This is a genomic window from Paenibacillus sp. FSL L8-0644 (genome assembly GCF_038008165.1).
Taxonomy (GTDB): domain Bacteria; phylum Bacillota; class Bacilli; order Paenibacillales; family Paenibacillaceae; genus Paenibacillus; species Paenibacillus polymyxa_D.
Genome location: NZ_JBBOYN010000001.1, coordinates 336,861 through 353,994, shown reverse-complemented (window position 1 = coordinate 353,994; position 17,134 = coordinate 336,861). Strand labels below are relative to the sequence as shown.

Genomic DNA, 17,134 nt, shown 5'->3' with positions numbered 1-17,134 from the left:
TGACAATGGCGGATATGGATCATTATTTTTTCATAATACTTGCAGCCTGCTGATTAAAGTCATCCATTTCCTTCTGTACATCGGCATGACCGCGGTAAATACGCTCGAAGCTCTTGATGAATTGTTGAGAAACCTCTTCCCATGCGGCCAGTTGCGGCAATGCTGCGGAATGATCCAGCTGTTTGCGAATCGTCCGAAGCATCGGATCACTCTTCAGTTTGGCATCCTCCCACGATTTAGTAGTCGCAGGCAAGTTACTGGACAGATCCATCCATTTCAGTTGCGTTTCTGGTTTGCTCATGTAAGCCATGAATTTGGCCGACTCCTCTGGGTGCTTGCTGAATTGCATAATTGAAAGGTTCGCTCCACCCAAAACGGACAGGTTGTTTACTTTGCCAGGAAGCTCCGCTATATTCCACTTACCTTCCAGTTCTGGTGCCTTGGTCTTGATTTCTTTAATCATGAAAGGACCGCTGATAAACATTGGAACGATCCCCTCACCTTGCAAACCTTGAACGGAGTCAATTCCAATATCCACTGCGTTAGAGCCATTTTGGAAAAAGGTATTTACATACTTCACAGCATCTACAAACGGCGGTTGGTTGAACAGCGGATTGCCTTGCTCGTCAACCAGTTTGGAACCGTTCTGGAGAGCAAACATAAAGCCCATAGACTGCTCCTTTGCACTAAAGGAGATGCCATATTTGCCTTTGCCCCGAGCCGCCAGCTTTTGGGCAGCATCGGAAAGCTCTTCCCACGTTTTAGGTGCTTCATTATATCCGACTTGTTTCAGCAGGTCAGAACGATAGAACAAAACTCTCGTTTCAGTGTACCAAGGTACACCGACCGGTTTTCCTTCAAATTTGGTCGTACTCACAGCACCCGGGAAAAAATTCTTCGAGTCCAGCTCAGGATATTTGCTGATATAAGGTGTGATGTCTGTCAATGCACCCGCAGACGCAAGCTCAGGGACCCACGACGTTCCCAATTGGACCACATCCGGACCAGACTTCGAGGCAACAGCTGTTAGCAATTTATCGTGAGCGTTATCCCAAGGCAACGCCTGTACATCAACGTGAATATCTGGATTCTCTTTCTCAAAATCTTTCACAATTTCAGGCAGCAGCTTTCCCTCCGCTCCCATACCCCACATGGTGATGGTCGTCTTGCCGTTCGCATCTTTGCCAGACGAATCATCCTTGGACGAGCAGCCTGCCAGCGCGCCTCCCAGTAATAAGGTGCTTGCCAAAATGATCCCCAACGTTCTTTTCATCATACGAATTCCTCCCGAGATGACCGGTTTACCGATCATGCAATATGATAACGAATTCAAATACAAGAATTTTGCAAAAATCCACAAAGCGACTTGTAATCAGCAATATATAGAACGAAATGATTTTATTCGCCTATATTATAGACCCTCGGAGCGACTTGAATCGAATTTTGCAAAAGCCTAATACTTGTAAATACATAGCGACTAAAGCATACCTCTATAACACTTATATTCAAAGCACAAGGACCATACTCCTCAATAGAAACGTTTCGATAGTCATTATAGAACAAATTGAAACCGTATTCAATAGAAATATTATTTTTTATTCACCTACAATTCCGACTTTTTTACATTTATATCATCTTTATTACGTTATTTATTCTATAAAAACTTCCCGAATTGGATTTGACTCTCCATTTGAAAGCGTATATAATCCAACTGAGTTCAACAATAGAAACGTTTCGATTAATAATACAACAGAATATTATGCTTCTATACTAGCTATTAGCCTGTTCAGTACTTTTTTGAATCAATTTTATCCAAAAAATCTCATGAATCTGAAAAAAAGAGCTGTCCACCAACAATACAGCTTATGGAGGATTATGATGGAACAACACCTGAATTCCTATTTAGAAAACATGACGCTTGAAGAAAAAGTCGATCAGCTACTACAGCTTGTAGGCGCCTTTTTTGAAGAAGCAGGAGCAGATAGTCAAATTACCGGACCTATGGCTTCGCTCGGCATCACAGAGAAAAATATCCACAACGTCGGTTCCGTGCTAGGCCTCGCAGGGGCTAAGGAAGCGATTCGTGTTCAACAGGCTCATTTGAGTAAAAATCGTCTGGGTATTCCGCTTTTAGTTATGGCAGATATCGTACACGGCTTCAAAACGATCTTCCCTATACCGCTGGCCATTGGTTGCTCATGGGATATGCGGCTTGCAGAAGAGAGCGCTACCATTGCTGCCCGCGAGGCGGCAGTATCCGGTGTTCACGTCACATTCGCCCCTATGGTCGATCTGGTGCGTGACCCACGCTGGGGCCGTGTGATGGAATCTACAGGGGAAGACCCTTACCTCAACAGCGAATTTGCCCGTGCGTTTGTGCGCGGTTTTCAGGGTAAAGATCTGACGAACGATACCGACCGGGTGGCCGCATGCGTGAAGCATTTTGCCGCATATGGAGCTGGCGAAGGCGGACGGGATTACAATACTGTAGATGTATCCGCATGGCAGCTGCGCGAGTATTATCTCCCCTCCTACAAAGCAGCTTTAGATGAAGGCTGTGAAATGGTGATGACGTCCTTCAATACCGTAGAAGGCGTAGCTGCAACGGGCAATAAGCGCCTGATGCGTGATTTGCTTCGTGATGAATGGGGCTTTGATGGTGTACTCATCTCGGATTGGGCCGCCATCAAGGAGCTTATCCCTCACGGCATCGCCGAGAATGAGCGCGAGGCAGCGAAGAAAGCACTGCTGGCTGGGGTAGATATTGAAATGATGACCTCTTGCTATAACGGGCATCTGCCTGAGCTGGTTCGCAGCGGACAGCTGGATGAAGCGCTCATTGATGAAGCAGTGATGCGTATATTGAAGCTCAAGCAAAAGCTGGGCTTGTTCGAAAATCCGCTACGCGGCGCAGACCCTGAGCGTGAACGTGAAGTTGTGTTCTGCGAAGCTCACCGTACGGTTGCCAAAGAATTAGCTATTAAATCTTGCGTGTTACTCAAAAATGATTCCGTTCTTCCATTAAATCGCAATCACCATATTGCGTTGATCGGGCCTTTTGCAGAGAACGGTGATATCCTAGGCTCTTGGTCGTGGAGTGGTTCGCAGGAGGAAGCTATTCGCGTTGTTGACGGGTTCCAATCGAAAATATCCTCCTCGTCGCTCACGGTTGCAGCAGGTTGCTCTATCGACGATATGACTGAGGAGCAATATGCAGAAGCTCTGCAAGCTGCCAGTCAAGCAGAGGTTATCGTGTTGGCGCTTGGAGAGCGCTCGGATATGAGTGGTGAAGCAGGCAGCCGTTCCAATATTCGCTTACCACAAGCCCAGTTGGAACTGGTGAAGCGCCTGAAGACACTGAACAAGCCAATGGTAGCCGTACTATTTAATGGTCGTCCGTTGGATCTGCACGGTGTTATTGAAGAAGTAGACGCTGTACTGGAAGCCTGGTTCCCTGGTGGCGAAGGCGGCGCGGCGATTGCCGATTTGTTGTACGGTGATGCCGAACCTACGGGTCGCCTGACCATGTCCTTCCCGCAATCGGTCGGACAGGTGCCCGTGTATTACAATCATTTTAATACGGGACGCCCGCAGCTAGATCCAAATACAAAAGAACGCTACGTGTCTCAATATCTAGACGTACCAAACGAACCTTTATTCCCATTCGGCTATGGACTGAGTTACACCGATGTCGCCTATGACAGCGTACAGCTTTCCGGCGATACCCTTATACCCGGTCAGAAACTGACCGTTAAAGTGCAGGTAACGAACACAGGAACACGTCCGGTCGAGGAAACCGTCCAGCTCTATGTTCGTGATATCAGTGGTGATACGGTTCGCCCAATGAAAGAACTGAAAGATTTCTGCAAAGTCTTACTTGCCCCAGGCGAAAGCCGGGAAGTGGAATTTGCATTGACCGAGCCTCAGCTACGCTATCATCATGCAGATTTGAGCTACAGCAGTGACAGCGGTGAATTTGCCGTCTTTACAGGACCTAACAGCCGAGATACTAGTGAAAGCCGTTTTCGGTTAGTGAAATAAACAGGAAAGTGAGGCGTTCCCTTTGATGAATACAAGTCTGGATCAAAATATTTTGCTGCGGGCTGGCGACCTGTCTTTTACCTTTTTGAGCAGCGGTGATGTGTATAAGATCGCCCACGGCTCAACGATGATCAACCAACTGTTGACCAATTCAGTCGACGGTTCCTTGAACAATCTGTACTTGAGATTGTACCGTCCGTCTGGTGTAAGTATCACTCCCCTGCTTGGAGTTCGCTCACCGGGAGTCATCCGACAAACGGATCAGCAGATTATTTGGGAAGGTTTCACCGCTGGTGTAGGCTATCAGGTGACCTTCACGCTAAGCCGCCTGGGGGTATGGTTCTGGGATGTAACCCTTCAGGGCGATGACGTGGAAGCAGATGTCGTGTACGGTCAGGATATCGGCATTGCCGATACCGCTGCTGTGCGCAGTAATGAGGCTTATTTGTCTCAATATATTGACCACACTGTCTACCATGATGAACAAAGAGGCTATACCGTTTGCTCACGTCAAAACCAGCCTCAAAGTCAGGCATTCCCCTACATTCAACAAGGCTCGTTAACCCGCACTGTTGGTTACTCGACAGACGGATTTCAGTTCTTTGGACTTTCGTACAAAGAAACGAATGAGCCGGAAGCACTCCGTCGCGACTCGCTCGCCAATGAAGTGTACCAATACGAATTCGCCTATACCGCGTTGCAATCTGAGCGGGTGACACTCGCCGGGGAAGCTCGCTTTACGTTTTACGGTCTGTTCCAGCCCAATCATCCAGCCGCAGTGACAAAGCTGGAGTATCAGGAGCTGGTGACAAAGGCACGCGAAGAAGTAGCTGCCGTTCTAGCGGACGCTTCTGGGACCCGCATACCGGCACACGCGGCAAGTGATCTTCAGGCAGGACGTGTGGCCCCAGCTCAAACCATCGGTGAGCCACTGCGCACGCTGGACTTCACCGATGCCGAAGTGAATCAGCTTTTCCCGAAACGGCAGGAAGAAGAACGGGATGGCGATGAACTGCTTTCCTTTTTCACGGACAGCTATGAGCATGTCGTACTCAAATCCAAAGAGCTTCGTGTAGAGCGTCCCCACGGGCACATTTTAATGGGCGGTCATTACTCAGGAGGTAAGGAAGAAACCATTACAACCACCTCCTATATGTACGGGGTGTTCAATTCCCAGCTTGTGATCGGCAATACCAATTTCAATAAAATGATCACCAACGCGCGTAATGCGCTCAATATTCCCAAGACATCCGGTCAGCGCATCTATGTCGGAATCCAAGGGAAATACCGCCTGCTCACGATGCCTTCCCTGTTCGAAATTGGCTTTAATTATGTGCGCTGGTATTACAAAACGGCTGACGATACATTCATAATTACAAACCATACGAATGCCGATAGCCCAGAAGTTCGGCTTCACATGCGTGCGGTAAGTGGCCAAACCTATCCGTTCCTCATCACTCAGCAAATGTCTATGCATGTGAACGAATATGAGCTTCCGTTTCATATGGAACGTGAAGGTGACGCCCTGCTCTTCCGGGCAGACTCCGCTTCCCTGAGCGCCGAGGCCTATCCCGACCTGCTTTACCGAATGCACGTAGAGGGCGCTCCATTACAGCATGTGAGCGACGCTCAAGCACTGCTACAGGGTAGTGCCTCTCCTGATGCGTCTCTGGTTGTGCTGGAGCTGGGCGACAGCAGCGAATGGACCTGCAGCGTGCAGGGTTGGCTGAATGGGCTTCCAGCTGAGCAAGAATCAGCGCACAAAGAGCGTCACGCTTTCTTTGAAGATGAGCGCGAGCGCTATCGGGAATATTTTGCCGAGCTTATGAACGGTTTCCATCTATCGCTGGGTCAACATGAAACAAGCGAGCTGTTCCGTGTGAACGCAGTGGCTTGGTGGTACACCCATAATATGCTCGTTCACTATTCTGTACCTCACGGTCTGGAGCAATACGGCGGTGCAGCCTGGGGAACACGCGATGTGTGTCAGGGGCCTGTGGAATATTTCTCAGCTGTGCAAAAGTTCGATGAGGTTCGTTCCATTCTGCTGACTGTCTTCAGCCATCAGTACGAGGACAGCGGAAACTGGCCGCAATGGTTTATGTTTGACAACTATACTCACGTGCAGCAAGAAGAAAGCCATGGGGATATTATCGTCTGGCCGCTCAAGGTACTGGGCGATTATTTGACCGCTACCCGTGATTACAGTATTCTGGAAGAAAATGTACCTTACACCCATCGACATACTTTCGATTATACCAAGCAGACCGCGACTCTCATGGAACATGCCCTGAAGGAAATCGAATACATTCGAGATAATTTCCTGCATGATACGTATTTGTCGGCCTATGGCGACGGCGATTGGGACGATACCCTCCAGCCAGCCAATGCACAGCTGAAGCAATACATGGCGAGCAGCTGGACGGTTGCACTCACCTACCAAGTTATTAGTAACTTTGCTGCAGCTTTGGAGCAGGCCCCCGCGGGTGTAGTAAGCGAAGCCGACAAGATTGCACAAGATCTACATCAGATGGCCAATGGCATCCGTAAAGACTTCAGCCGCTACATGCTGGAGAGCGGAATTATTCCGGGCTTCGTGTATATGGAAGAGCCCGGTCAACCTAAGCTGATGCTCCATCCGTCTGACACTGAGACGGGAATCCATTACCGCTTGCTGCCGATGACGCGCAGCATGATCAGCCAGCTGCTCACGCCTGAGCAAGCATTGGCTCATGAGCAACTCATCCGTGAGCAGTTCCTCTGCCCGGATGGTGTGCGTCTGATGAACCGTCCTGCACAGTATGATGGCGGTGTGAGCTCGCACTTCAAGCGCGCAGAGCAAGCGGCCAACTTTGGACGTGAAGTCGGGCTGCAATATGTGCATGCCCATATCCGCTTTGCGGAAGCGATGGCCAAGTTGGGACGCAAGGATGACGCTTGGCATAGCTTGAAGCTCATCAATCCGGTCGGCATCCGTGCGTCCGTACCGAATGCCGAATGGCGCCAAAGCAACGCCTATTTCAGTAGCTCGGACGGTAAATTTAATTCCCGCTATGAAGCACAGGAACGGTTTGGTGAACTGCGTGAAGGAGCCGTACCCGTCAAAGGCGGTTGGAGAATCTATTCCAGCGGTCCGGGAATCTATATGAATCAGCTGATATCGAATGTCCTTGGTGTTCGTCAGTCAGGCGAAGACCTGATCCTGGACCCTGTGCTGCCGGATCATCTCGACGGATTGGAATTTAAGTTTTCCTTTGCAGGGAAACCGATCACCTTCGTCTACCGTATGTTGCAAGAGCATACTGGCGGTGAGCAGGGCCGTGTAGTATTGAATGGAACACCACTGGAAAGCGAGCCAGCCGGCGATAATCGCTACCGCTCCGGTGCCTTACGCATCAAACGCGAGGTTTTCGAGCAGACGTTAGCAGAGCATGATGGTGTACATCGTCTGGAGATTATTTTATAAAGAGTTTTTGATGCTAATCTGGTATAGGCAACAAAGGGATGGCGATCTTGCGGGATCGCCCTTTGCTGCTTAGGTGTAGGACTACGACATTTGGAATAGATATGTGGTTAATAATGAATATACAATAGCAATGATAAGACGGACGACAAGGAGGTGACGATGTGGTCAGCATTAAAGATATCGCCAAACAGGCGGGCGTTTCCATATCTACCGTTTCATATGCCTTGAATGGTAGCGATAAGGTAACAGAAGAAACTTGCGCACGTATTTTAGCCATTGCCAAAGAGCTTAACTATGTGCCCAATGCCGCCGCACGTAATCTCAAGAAAAGGCAGACCAAAATTATTGGCGTTTTCCTAACTGATTTTCGTGGAGACGTTTATGGAGATTTACTGTACGGCATCAAGGAAATTTTGAACCGCAAGGGCTATGATCTCATCGTATGTAGCGGTAAGCAGTCTCACCGAATGCTGCCGGAACGCATGATTGACGGCGCCATTGTGCTGGATCAGACGTTTGAAAGTCAGGAGCTACTGAACTACGCCGAGCGAGGACATAAAGTTGTCGTGTTGGACCGTGAACTGAATCATCCTAACATTAACCAGGTGCTGCTGGATAACAAAGCAGGCGCCGCTCTCGCCATAGAACATCTATTGGAATTGGGACACCGTAAGCTTTATGTGGTTACCGGACCAGAAGGTTCTTACGATTCATGGCAACGGATGCAGGCGGTCAAGCAGACCATTGAGCGTAGCGGCGTCGCTGAAATGATTGAAATTTACGGCGATTTTGAGAAATCGGGCGGCGAACAGGCGGCGGAAATCATTTTGCAGCAACAAGTTGGCCCGGGTTTAGAACCTGTAGCCGTATTTTGTCTCAATGATGAAATGGCAGTGGGCTTTTACAATCGAATGGCTCAGTCAGAGCTGACGATTGGCAAGGATATTCATATCGTCGGCTTTGATAATATCGAGCTGGCGCAATATATTCAGCCCCGTCTGACAACGATTGACTACTCCAAACGTAAATGGGGCGCTGTAGCTGCCGAACAAGTTCTCAAAATCATTGCCGGGGAAGACGTGGAGCATGAACGTTTATACGTTACGCTTGTCCAAAGAGAATCAGCAGGCGCAGTATTCATCACCCAAGATCAACAGAATCTGTGATGAGCAACGCAGAAGTAACCTGCTCGCCGACCTCCAAAAAAAGAACTTCCACAGTCCCAGTACACGGGTTGGAAGTTCTTTTGGTTATACTTTTTAACCTAACAAGTCCTCAATTGAATTCGACAACGACCGTAAGGGATTACCAACCGTTTGCCCCGTCTCCAGCTCCACTTGTAACGCAGCATCAACCATAGACAACTGTGCTACAGCCAGCCCTCTGCTTGGATCAGCCTCCCTTAGCTCATACAGCGAACGAACCAGCAGTTCCTTATACTCGTCTTCACGTCCCTGCATAATCAATTCAAAAGCGTCCTCCACCACCTTGACCTCTATCCAAGAAGAGATATCCGGTTTGCCTAACAGAGCAGCCGTATGATAAAGACGCCTCATCGTTCCCTCTACAGTAGCCGGATTCGTGAATACCAAGGTCCGTGGCAGCAAATCATCGCATATCTCATGAAAAAAGGGCTCATCCAGCGCAATTACTGGTGTAGACAGGGGCAATTGAGCCTTTTCTGCCAAAACAATATAATTCGTGCACGTTATCAAAATAACGTCTATGTCGCTTTGAGCAATCCATCTCAGTTGCTCTTCTACCTTGCGACTGGCATCGTCCGCAGAAAAATGCGGGTCTGACGAGATCCGGCGCATAAGCCCAGGGTCCACAAAATGTATCAGCTCCACCTCATAAGAAGCCAAAGCTCGTTCCACATAGGCTATGTTCGAGTGATGTGCATGCAGGCAGCCCACACGTTGCTTCAAGCCTTCCATCGTCCAACCTCCTGTTATAAGTTTGCATCATTTTAACAGGAAGAGGACGATTAGGAAAGCATGCCAATCAGGCCTTACTCCAAACGCACTTTTTTAAAACTTGCCGTTTGTATTTTTCCACTCTGTTTTAGCTGGAACCTCCTGAACTACGTCCCAATGTTCCGCTACCTTGCCGTTCTCTACCCGGAACAGATCATAGACAGCGGCTGAAGTTCCCTTAGGCGATGTCAACTCACTCACAACCAGCACGAAGTTGCCTTCTCCGATGACCATGTGAACCTGATCATATCCAAAAGAAGCTCCTTGGCTTCCCGCTGCGGAAAATGCTTGCTTCAATTTGGATACACCGTCACCAAAAAGAGGGTTATGCTGAATGTACTGATCACCATTATAATAACTTTCCAATGCAGCACGATTTTTGCCAACTAGGACATCATCCACAAACTTGCGGATTAGCGCTTTGTTGGTCTCCGTTTGGTTGAGATCCGCGAGTTGTGTTGTTCCATCAATCATGGTGTGTCCGCTTGAATTGACTGGAGCCGAGTCCTGCACGTTGTCCCAATGCTCAACAATTTTACCATTGCTATCGAAGCGGAAAATATCAAAAGCAATGCTTGTTTTCCCTGCAATGGACTTTTTATAATGTACTGCTACAACATTGCCATCCTGAATAACCCGCTGGATTTCAACAAGCACATTGGCTCCCTTTGATTGGCTAATCCCTTGCAAAAAGGCATCTCTCCCGCTAGCAAAACTCGGATTATGCTGAATGTACTGATCCTTGCTGATCCAAGCCTCAGCTGCTTTCGTATCGCCCGTTTCAAAGCTCTTCAGAATCTCTACAACCTTATCCTTATTGCTCACCCCGATTTGCAAGGTCTGGCTGGCCGGGTCCCAAATCACTTGCTTGCCCCACGCTTCTTTGACGACATCAACCGGTACATAGGTTACCCCTTGCTTGGTCAAGATGGTCGAGGTGGACAGTGGCACCTTAATCCCGTTGATTTGCGCTTCCGGACTGCCAGACACCAGTACAACCGTCGCCTGATCATATCGGATGGTCGTGCTTTGTCGCGCCGTATTGAATGTAATATGCTTGGCATCCAACGGAATTCCCAAACTGGAGGCCAATTGTCTCAGGGGAATTAAGACCTGCTTATTTCTCACGATAGGTGCAATTTTGTAAGCCTCCTTCTTGCCATCTACCCAAACCTGAATACCCGTATCAGATTTCACCTCGGCCGCTAAAGCCGGTACAGCAGAAGACAGAACAAGCAAACCAGCGAGTGCAGCAGTAACCGTATGTTTTTTCATGACTGTAAGCCCCTCTCAACCTGTAAAATAGAATATGAATACAATTCCTTTTTATGTAACTAATAAAGTTACACCTAATCACAAAAAAGCAATTTTTCCCCGTATACCTAACTTTAAACCCCATTTAAATCTTTTGAAACCTCAATAACCCCCCCTTTCAAAATTTATATTTGTACTGCTACAATGCAAGCCACAAGCCTTAGAATAAAGGATATGGGGAGCAATAACAATGTGTGATAACTTGCTAATGCCGAAACTCAAAAAAGCGGCTCCTATCGGCAAGCGAATGAACGCTTTTTGAATAGTAAGCCGCTGTTAACCCCATTGCTATTGTTATACGGATAACGTTCTCCGAAACTTGATAAAGCTGCCGATTCGCCAGATCGAGATATACACCAACGCCATCGTAATTGCCAGCATGCTAATTTCGGACGTACCCAAACTACTAAGGTACTGGGTCAAAACAACGCGAATCAGGATAATAGCGATAATAATATATTTAAAATATTGGTTCGGCTTGGGATAAATCAGACCGTCAGACCGTCTTTCATACGCTGTATGCAGCAAAATAACATAGCCAAACAGAGCCCCTAATAGCCCGGCAGCCAGCAGTTCCCAAAAGGCGGGGGGCGCGTACGTTTGACCGGGAATATGCATTAATTGGTACACAGACATCATCATAAGCGGGAATGCGATAAACAAGGGGAGGAGAATCCGGGTTCCGTTTCCCTTTATCGGCCCCCTTCGTCTCTTGGTTCTTAACCAGATCATCAGGCCCACCAGAACAGCTACCAATGCATATATGAATATCGTCGTCATGGTGTAACTCCTTCCTCATAGATCATATGGATACGCTAGTCTAAATCGACAGCTTTTTGTCCAACAAATAAGCGTTCAAGCGGATTAATATATACGCAGCAATCCAACTGATCAACACCGCAACCGGGAAATGCCAGGTAAAAGAAAACCACTGTCCTGTCTGAGCATGATCAAACTGCTCATAAAGCCCATGATCGCCCGACCAATAAAAGACACTCCCGCCACCCATCAAAAGAATCCACAGTATCGGGCTAAGCGGCCGCAAGGTACTGTATTTGGTACTGGCAGTCAGAAGGCCCAGCGCAATAACAAAAGGTGTGAAAGCGATAATCATCACAAACCAGTTCAATCCAGCTACAATAAAGCACGCTGCATCCGCGAGCGTATAAGGCTGTATCGTTGATGAGATGAACAATGCGTACAGAGAACCCACCACAAACAGGAACAATATCACGACAATGGTTTGTAGAATTGCCGCAATCCATTTGGCGCTAATCAGCCACATGCGCGGATAGGGAAGGGTCAGCCACCATCCGTAGGTGTCATTTTCCCATTCTCGTCTCAAACTTCCCACACCCATGAAAATGATCATGTACGGCAAGCCCAGGGTCACATACCACAGCCTTGTCAATTCGAGTTGGTTGTGAAGCGCGAAGTACAAGGAAATAGCGAACGCCGCAATGAGAAATAGTGAGAAATACACAAGTCTCCACGATCTCGGTAGTCGATTGCGGCTCTGTTTTCTCCAGCTTCCTTTATTTCGAAATTCATGGCGTATTAAATCTTTGAACAGCCCTGATGAATTCACGCCTTCCACTCCTTTTTGTACAAATTGCGGAACACCTGATTCAGCGAGCCATGCTCTGCACGCAGATCATCCGAATCACCAGACCATAGGATCCGTCCGCGGCCCATCATGACCGTGTAGTCAAACAAGCCTTCCACTTCCTGAATATCATGCGTGCTAATGAGTATAGATTGCTGCCGACCCTCCAAATAATCAATAATTCCGGCCACAATCGCCTCTCTGGAGAGGACATCAATACCTGCGAACGGTTCATCCAGAATCATGAGTGGAACCTCACGTGCCAAACATAAAATCAGTAGCACACGCGCCTCCTGTCCGCGACTCAACCCGGCCATTTTCAACTCCAACTCCACGTCCATATGATCAGCAAGTTTATAGGCATCTTTTATATTGAAGCCAGGCAAAAAGGACTTCCCCCATTCCAGCGTCTGCTGAACTGTATGATTAGGGTACCAGCGTGCCCGGTCAGGAAGATAGGATATATCCCGGTTGGTTTCCCAACCAGGCTGTCGGCCCAACACCTGAAGCTCGCCCCCATCTGGCTGAATCAATCCAGTGATCGCTCGAAAGAAGCTGGACTTCCCACAGCCATTGGGTCCAAGCACGCCTACTATGCGTCCTGCCGGAATGACAACATCCAATTGATCCAACGCTTTTTTACTGCCATATTGCTTCACCAGATGATTCGCAACCACAACAGACTCCGTCATGCCTTATCGCCTCCTTCCTTCTCATTTCCGTCCTGTTTGCTTCGTATATACTGCTGAACATCTCCCCAGGATAGTCCCAGGCTGCTCATTTGTCCGAGAAACTGATCTATATACGTCATAGCCAGTTGTTCCCGAAAGCTGGCAATCCGCTCACTGGATGACGTAACATAAGTGCCTAGACCACGCCGTTTCTCAGTCAATCCGTCCCGCTCCAGCTCCTGATACGCTCGCATCACAGTATTCGGATTCATGCGTAATTCCTGCGCCAGATCACGAACAGACGGCATTTTGCTTCCCATTTCGATCTCCCCTTTAGCAATGGAGCTTCGTACTTGATTTAATATTTGTTCATATAATGGCTGGCTAAAATCAATTAAAAATCGGAACGAGCCAACCCGTTGCTCTTCCATGGGTGTTTCCCCCTAATCGGCTGCATCTATCGTGCCTGTAGTGTATTATATCACTTAATACACATAATACAAGTACTCTATTAGCTAAAATGTCAGTTAGTCACGCTCTCCAAATTCATTCAGTAAATGCTCAGCTTACACTCAGATAGCATTCAAGTTGATCCCTTATGATGTACCACGTACCAAACACCCCATTACTGAAAGGTGGAAAATGAAGATGAAGAGCACCAAAAAAGCAATTTTAGCTGGAACGATGGCGTTAGCATTTTTAGGAGGCGGAGCACTGTACTCCACAAGCGCAGCTCATGCTGCTTCCACTACACCTGAGAAGGCTCCCCTTGCAGACAAAGCACAGGCACCTAAGGGTAACCCAGGCGATGCTAACGGCCCTAAAATCGCAGGAGGAAACTATGCTGAGAACAAAGCTCTCCTGAAATTATTAAAATTATCCTCCAGTCAATTGGATACACAGCTGAAAGCAGGTAAATCCCTTGCTACAATCGCCAAAGCACAAGGCGTAAGTGTAAATTCTGTTATTGATGTGATGGTTTCGAATATGAAAGCGAAACTGGCTACGGAAAAACAAAACGGCAAGATTACGGCAACTGAATATAACCAACGCGTCTCTAATCTAAAACAAATGATGACAGACATGGTGAATGGCGTGAAACCATCCAAGCCACCAGTAGATGGCGGTAAAGCGGATGCAGGTAAAACTCCTGCTCAAGGAGATGCCAAGGCTCCTGCTAAAACCAATACAGCTAAAGCCTCTACTAAGCAGAAATAGCTACAGCTCCCGTTTGGGCACATCCACTCATGTATAATAAATCTCCGTCCGGCTTCCCTGTACGGATAGAGACGACAATAAGCCTGTCCCCTGCTGCGATACAACAGAAGGAGACATGCTTATTTATCATGTAAATAAGATAATATGGTAGACTAACATGATCCAGAATTCATTTTTCACTCTAATCCATAAAAAGGAGAACCTAATGAAAATAAATCAACAGGAATTTGATGTGCAAGGAATGCGCTATACGATCAGATCAGCCATGATTCAAGATGCGAAGAATTTGTCTGAAATCCGTTTGCTGATTGATGGAGAGACTGAAAATTTAGACAGAGAGAAGGGAGAAGCATTTATAAGTACATCCGGTTTTGAACAGCTCATCGAAACGGATACAGAGAATAACAGAAACCTATTTTTAGTTGCAGTAGTTCATGATAAAATCGTCGGATTTTCAAGATGTGAGGGCCATGTTCTGAGCAGATTCTCTCATAAAGTTGAATTCGGCGTATGTGTACTAAAGGATTTTTGGAGTTACGGGATCGGGACGAATCTTTTAAAAAAATCTATTTCCTGGGCTGAATCCAATGGCATCAAGAAAATGACTCTACAAGTTTTAGAAACGAATGATAAAGCCATTGAGCTTTATAAAAAACATGGTTTTGAAATCGAAGGGTTATTAAAAAACGATAAGGTTCTTTCAGATGGCAAATACTACAACACCATTATCATGGGGAGATTTCATAAATAAAAAAAGACCCTGTTCAACAGGATCCTTCATCTTCGTATCAATCACTTACTCTAGTAGCGATAATCATCATAAGGATTGCGATTACGATACTGATCACGCGGCTGCTGAGCTGCGGTAATCATCAAAAATATGCCTGAGAGCAAATGCATCAACCAGCCCACAATCGGAATCCATCCAATAACCGAGGTCACGATCCCTAAAATAGATCCATAATAAGACTCTCTATTCGTCACCGATAGTACCAACGTAACAATGTGGAAAATCAGCATAAAGAACAATATAGTATACGCGGAATTTACGACGAGTAGCCCGCCCAAAACGGGAATAGCTAAAAATAGCTCCAATCCGCCTGTAATCCATTTTAATGTTTTTGATGGTGTCATTGTTCCACTCTCCCGATGCTGTTTCATTCCATAATTATATCCTATCCCTATACAGGATGACATACATTTTTTAACATACTATATGCTTATATCGTGACAGTCCCATCCCTTTCTCGAATGAGCTAAGCCCTGGCTACATATATGTGAGAGAGAACGAAATTCCGTGATTTCTAAAGGGGTGAACACGATGGGATATTATATTGAGGTGGGACGCGGCGTGAAGCTGTATGTCGAGGATATTGGAGAAGGCATCCCTGTTCTGATGGTGCACGGCTGGCCGCTGGATCACCGAATGTACGAATACCAGGCCGCCTTGTTGCCTGCTTACGGGTATCGCTGTATTCAGGTCGACCTTAGGGGGTTCGGCAAGTCTGATCGACCATGGCATGGATACAATTATGATCGATTGGCAGACGATCTGCTGGCTGTGATGCAGGCACTTCAGTTAAACCAGGTACGGCTGATCGGGTTTTCCATGGGGGGAGCTGTGGTTACACGCTACATGAGCAGACACCGGGGATTTGGCGTCAGTCAGTTGATCCTGATCGGAGCAGCTACGCCTCGATTCACCCCAACCAGCGACTTTCCTTATGGTACTCCTGTCACAGAGGTAGATAAACTCATCAAACAAGCCTATACAGATCGTCCACAACTGGTAACTTCTTTTGGCGAAATGTTGTTTGCCAATCCCGTCAGCCAGAGCTTGCGCGACTGGTTACGTGACCAGGGCTTTGCGGCAACAGTTCATAGCATGGCTTGTACTTTGTACTCACTACGTGACTCTGATTTGCGCCCTGATTTGCCATGTATACACGTGCCCACCTGGATTCTACACGGCAAGCTGGATCGGGTCTGTCCTTTCCCCCTGGCTGTCCAAACTCAAAAAGGAATTGCCGGATCAAGACTTATTCCTTTCGAACGAAGCGGCCACGGTGTGTTTTACGAAGCGCTACCCGAATTTAACTCTATCTTACTGAGCATACTAGCCCCATCCTCCGCACATAATTGAAAACCTGTTCATCCTTATGTATAATTTATATTTATAAAAAACAAAAAAGACGCCTCAGCGCCGTTAATGGCTATGGGGCATCTTTCACTACAAACATTTATCCGCTTAGGATTGTTTGGTATGGTTGAAGCTCGTATTATTTAAAACAGCCAGCTTTTTCTCGCCCTTCACCATGGCAGAACCGCAAATGGGGCATGTCGGCTCGACAGAAAAAGCGAAGTTATCTCGCATCCAGCCGTTACATGTATCGCTGGCGCAATTCCAGACAGTTGTAATTTCCTCAGGAATCTCATCCATTGGCTTTTTCCGTGAATTGTACATAAACATCCCTCTTTCTTCATGATTTATAAAGCGATAAGATGTAATCAGTTCAAAAACGGTCTTATGAACAGATAAAAACAAATGCCCCAAACGCTATGTTCGGGGCATCTGAAGTAGGCTGTAATTTAAAATTACAGTTTTACAACGTTCTCAGCTTGTGGTCCACGGTTTCCTTCAACTACGTTGAATTCTACGCGTTGGCCTTCGTCCAAAGATTTGAAACCTTCGCCTTGGATTGCGGAGAAATGTACGAATACGTCGCTTCCACCTTCAACCTCGATGAAACCGAAACCTTTTTCTGCGTTAAACCATTTAACTGTACCTGTTTGCATGGAATTACCTCCAAAATGTATTTATATGACCTTTATTTTTTACAAA

The 17,134-nt window shown here is 47.1% G+C and carries 16 protein-coding genes; 6 read left to right on the top strand and 10 right to left on the bottom strand.

Features of this window, described 5'->3' with window-relative positions; all coding sequences use genetic code 11:
• Positions 1-22 precede the first annotated feature (22 nt).
• Positions 23-1,276, bottom strand: coding sequence for a sugar ABC transporter substrate-binding protein (locus NSS94_RS01520; RefSeq protein ID WP_209949945.1), 1,254 nt, complete (start codon positions 1,274-1,276; stop codon positions 23-25).
• A gap of 602 nt (positions 1,277-1,878) precedes the next feature.
• Between NSS94_RS01520 and bglX the strand changes: the two genes are divergently transcribed.
• The 3 genes from bglX to NSS94_RS01505 all read left to right on the top strand — a co-directional run bounded on the left by bglX (position 1,879) and on the right by NSS94_RS01505 (position 8,673).
• Positions 1,879-4,041: a beta-glucosidase BglX gene (gene bglX / locus NSS94_RS01515; RefSeq protein WP_341040374.1), complete on the top strand. Its 2,163-nt coding sequence runs from the start codon at positions 1,879-1,881 to the stop codon at positions 4,039-4,041.
• Positions 4,042-4,066: 25 nt separating this feature from the next.
• Complete coding sequence (locus tag NSS94_RS01510) at positions 4,067-7,507, top strand: GH36-type glycosyl hydrolase domain-containing protein (RefSeq protein ID WP_341038395.1); 3,441 nt, start codon at positions 4,067-4,069, stop codon at positions 7,505-7,507.
• Between the two features lie 161 nt (positions 7,508-7,668).
• Positions 7,669-8,673 carry a LacI family DNA-binding transcriptional regulator gene (locus tag NSS94_RS01505; RefSeq protein WP_029516849.1) on the top strand — a complete coding sequence of 335 codons (1,005 nt, stop codon included), beginning with the start codon at positions 7,669-7,671 and terminating at the stop codon, positions 8,671-8,673.
• A 93-nt stretch (positions 8,674-8,766) separates the two neighbouring features.
• On the opposite strand, the gene NSS94_RS01500 is transcribed toward NSS94_RS01505, so the two are convergent.
• From NSS94_RS01500 to NSS94_RS01475, 6 genes are all read right to left on the bottom strand, one after another.
• On the bottom strand, positions 8,767-9,444 hold the full coding sequence (locus NSS94_RS01500) for a hypothetical protein (RefSeq protein ID WP_340953849.1): 678 nt from the start codon (positions 9,442-9,444) through the stop codon (positions 8,767-8,769).
• Positions 9,445-9,537: 93 nt separating this feature from the next.
• Entirely contained in the window at positions 9,538-10,758 is a 1,221-nt protein-coding gene (locus NSS94_RS01495) for a stalk domain-containing protein (RefSeq protein WP_340953847.1), read from the bottom strand.
• A gap of 333 nt (positions 10,759-11,091) precedes the next feature.
• The gene (locus NSS94_RS01490; RefSeq protein ID WP_029516852.1) at positions 11,092-11,577 is read right to left on the bottom strand and encodes a CcdC protein domain-containing protein; all 486 of its coding nucleotides are present in this window, start codon (positions 11,575-11,577) and stop codon (positions 11,092-11,094) included.
• A 40-nt stretch (positions 11,578-11,617) separates the two neighbouring features.
• Positions 11,618-12,385 carry an ABC-2 transporter permease gene (locus NSS94_RS01485; protein ID WP_029516853.1) on the bottom strand — a complete coding sequence of 256 codons (768 nt, stop codon included), beginning with the start codon at positions 12,383-12,385 and terminating at the stop codon, positions 11,618-11,620.
• Positions 12,382-13,095 carry an ABC transporter ATP-binding protein gene (locus tag NSS94_RS01480; RefSeq protein WP_069010117.1) on the bottom strand — a complete coding sequence of 238 codons (714 nt, stop codon included), beginning with the start codon at positions 13,093-13,095 and terminating at the stop codon, positions 12,382-12,384. The genes NSS94_RS01485 and NSS94_RS01480 overlap by 4 nt, the downstream gene beginning before the upstream one ends.
• The gene (locus NSS94_RS01475; protein WP_029516855.1) at positions 13,092-13,505 is read right to left on the bottom strand and encodes a GntR family transcriptional regulator; all 414 of its coding nucleotides are present in this window, start codon (positions 13,503-13,505) and stop codon (positions 13,092-13,094) included. Before NSS94_RS01475 ends, NSS94_RS01480 begins: the two co-directional genes overlap by 4 nt.
• A gap of 217 nt (positions 13,506-13,722) precedes the next feature.
• Here NSS94_RS01475 and NSS94_RS01470 point away from each other — a divergent pair, with 217 nt between their 5' ends.
• Complete coding sequence (locus NSS94_RS01470) at positions 13,723-14,292, top strand: hypothetical protein (RefSeq protein WP_318628188.1); 570 nt, start codon at positions 13,723-13,725, stop codon at positions 14,290-14,292.
• A 205-nt stretch (positions 14,293-14,497) separates the two neighbouring features.
• On the top strand, positions 14,498-15,043 hold the full coding sequence (locus tag NSS94_RS01465) for a GNAT family N-acetyltransferase (RefSeq protein ID WP_165149216.1): 546 nt from the start codon (positions 14,498-14,500) through the stop codon (positions 15,041-15,043).
• Between the two features lie 50 nt (positions 15,044-15,093).
• Here NSS94_RS01465 and NSS94_RS01460 read toward each other — a convergent pair whose 3' ends face one another.
• Complete coding sequence (locus NSS94_RS01460; RefSeq protein ID WP_029516858.1) at positions 15,094-15,426, bottom strand: hypothetical protein; 333 nt, start codon at positions 15,424-15,426, stop codon at positions 15,094-15,096.
• Positions 15,427-15,613: 187 nt separating this feature from the next.
• On the opposite strand from NSS94_RS01460, the gene NSS94_RS01455 reads away from it, so the two are divergent.
• Positions 15,614-16,435 carry an alpha/beta fold hydrolase gene (locus tag NSS94_RS01455; RefSeq protein ID WP_318628185.1) on the top strand — a complete coding sequence of 274 codons (822 nt, stop codon included), beginning with the start codon at positions 15,614-15,616 and terminating at the stop codon, positions 16,433-16,435.
• Between the two features lie 105 nt (positions 16,436-16,540).
• Here the strand turns inward: NSS94_RS01455 and NSS94_RS01450 are convergent, their stop codons facing one another.
• Both NSS94_RS01450 and NSS94_RS01445 read right to left on the bottom strand, forming a co-directional pair.
• Positions 16,541-16,756, bottom strand: a complete 216-nt coding sequence (locus NSS94_RS01450) for a cold-shock protein (RefSeq protein WP_013308357.1) — start codon at positions 16,754-16,756, stop codon at positions 16,541-16,543.
• 131 nt (positions 16,757-16,887) lie between these two features.
• A complete protein-coding gene (locus tag NSS94_RS01445) occupies positions 16,888-17,088 on the bottom strand; it encodes a cold-shock protein (protein WP_007428290.1) in 201 nt (66 codons plus the stop codon).
• Between the last annotated feature and the right edge of the window lie 46 nt (positions 17,089-17,134).

Bases quoted from the DNA above. Each gene is read 5' to 3' on its own strand.
- NSS94_RS01520 (WP_209949945.1), bottom strand. From the start codon at position 1,276: ATGATGAAAAGAACGTTGGGGATCATTTTGGCAAGCACCTTATTACTG.
- bglX (WP_341040374.1), top strand. From the start codon at position 1,879: ATGGAACAACACCTGAATTCCTATTTAGAAAACATGACGCTTGAAGAA.
- NSS94_RS01510 (WP_341038395.1), top strand. From the start codon at position 4,067: ATGAATACAAGTCTGGATCAAAATATTTTGCTGCGGGCTGGCGACCTG.
- NSS94_RS01500 (WP_340953849.1), bottom strand. From the start codon at position 9,444: ATGGAAGGCTTGAAGCAACGTGTGGGCTGCCTGCATGCACATCACTCG.
- NSS94_RS01495 (WP_340953847.1), bottom strand. From the start codon at position 10,758: ATGAAAAAACATACGGTTACTGCTGCACTCGCTGGTTTGCTTGTTCTG.
- NSS94_RS01490 (WP_029516852.1), bottom strand. From the start codon at position 11,577: ATGACGACGATATTCATATATGCATTGGTAGCTGTTCTGGTGGGCCTG.
- NSS94_RS01480 (WP_069010117.1), bottom strand. From the start codon at position 13,095: ATGACGGAGTCTGTTGTGGTTGCGAATCATCTGGTGAAGCAATATGGC.
- NSS94_RS01475 (WP_029516855.1), bottom strand. From the start codon at position 13,505: ATGGAAGAGCAACGGGTTGGCTCGTTCCGATTTTTAATTGATTTTAGC.
- NSS94_RS01470 (WP_318628188.1), top strand. From the start codon at position 13,723: ATGAAGAGCACCAAAAAAGCAATTTTAGCTGGAACGATGGCGTTAGCA.
- NSS94_RS01465 (WP_165149216.1), top strand. From the start codon at position 14,498: ATGAAAATAAATCAACAGGAATTTGATGTGCAAGGAATGCGCTATACG.
- NSS94_RS01460 (WP_029516858.1), bottom strand. From the start codon at position 15,426: ATGACACCATCAAAAACATTAAAATGGATTACAGGCGGATTGGAGCTA.
- NSS94_RS01455 (WP_318628185.1), top strand. From the start codon at position 15,614: ATGGGATATTATATTGAGGTGGGACGCGGCGTGAAGCTGTATGTCGAG.
- NSS94_RS01450 (WP_013308357.1), bottom strand. From the start codon at position 16,756: ATGTACAATTCACGGAAAAAGCCAATGGATGAGATTCCTGAGGAAATT.
- NSS94_RS01445 (WP_007428290.1), bottom strand. From the start codon at position 17,088: ATGCAAACAGGTACAGTTAAATGGTTTAACGCAGAAAAAGGTTTCGGT.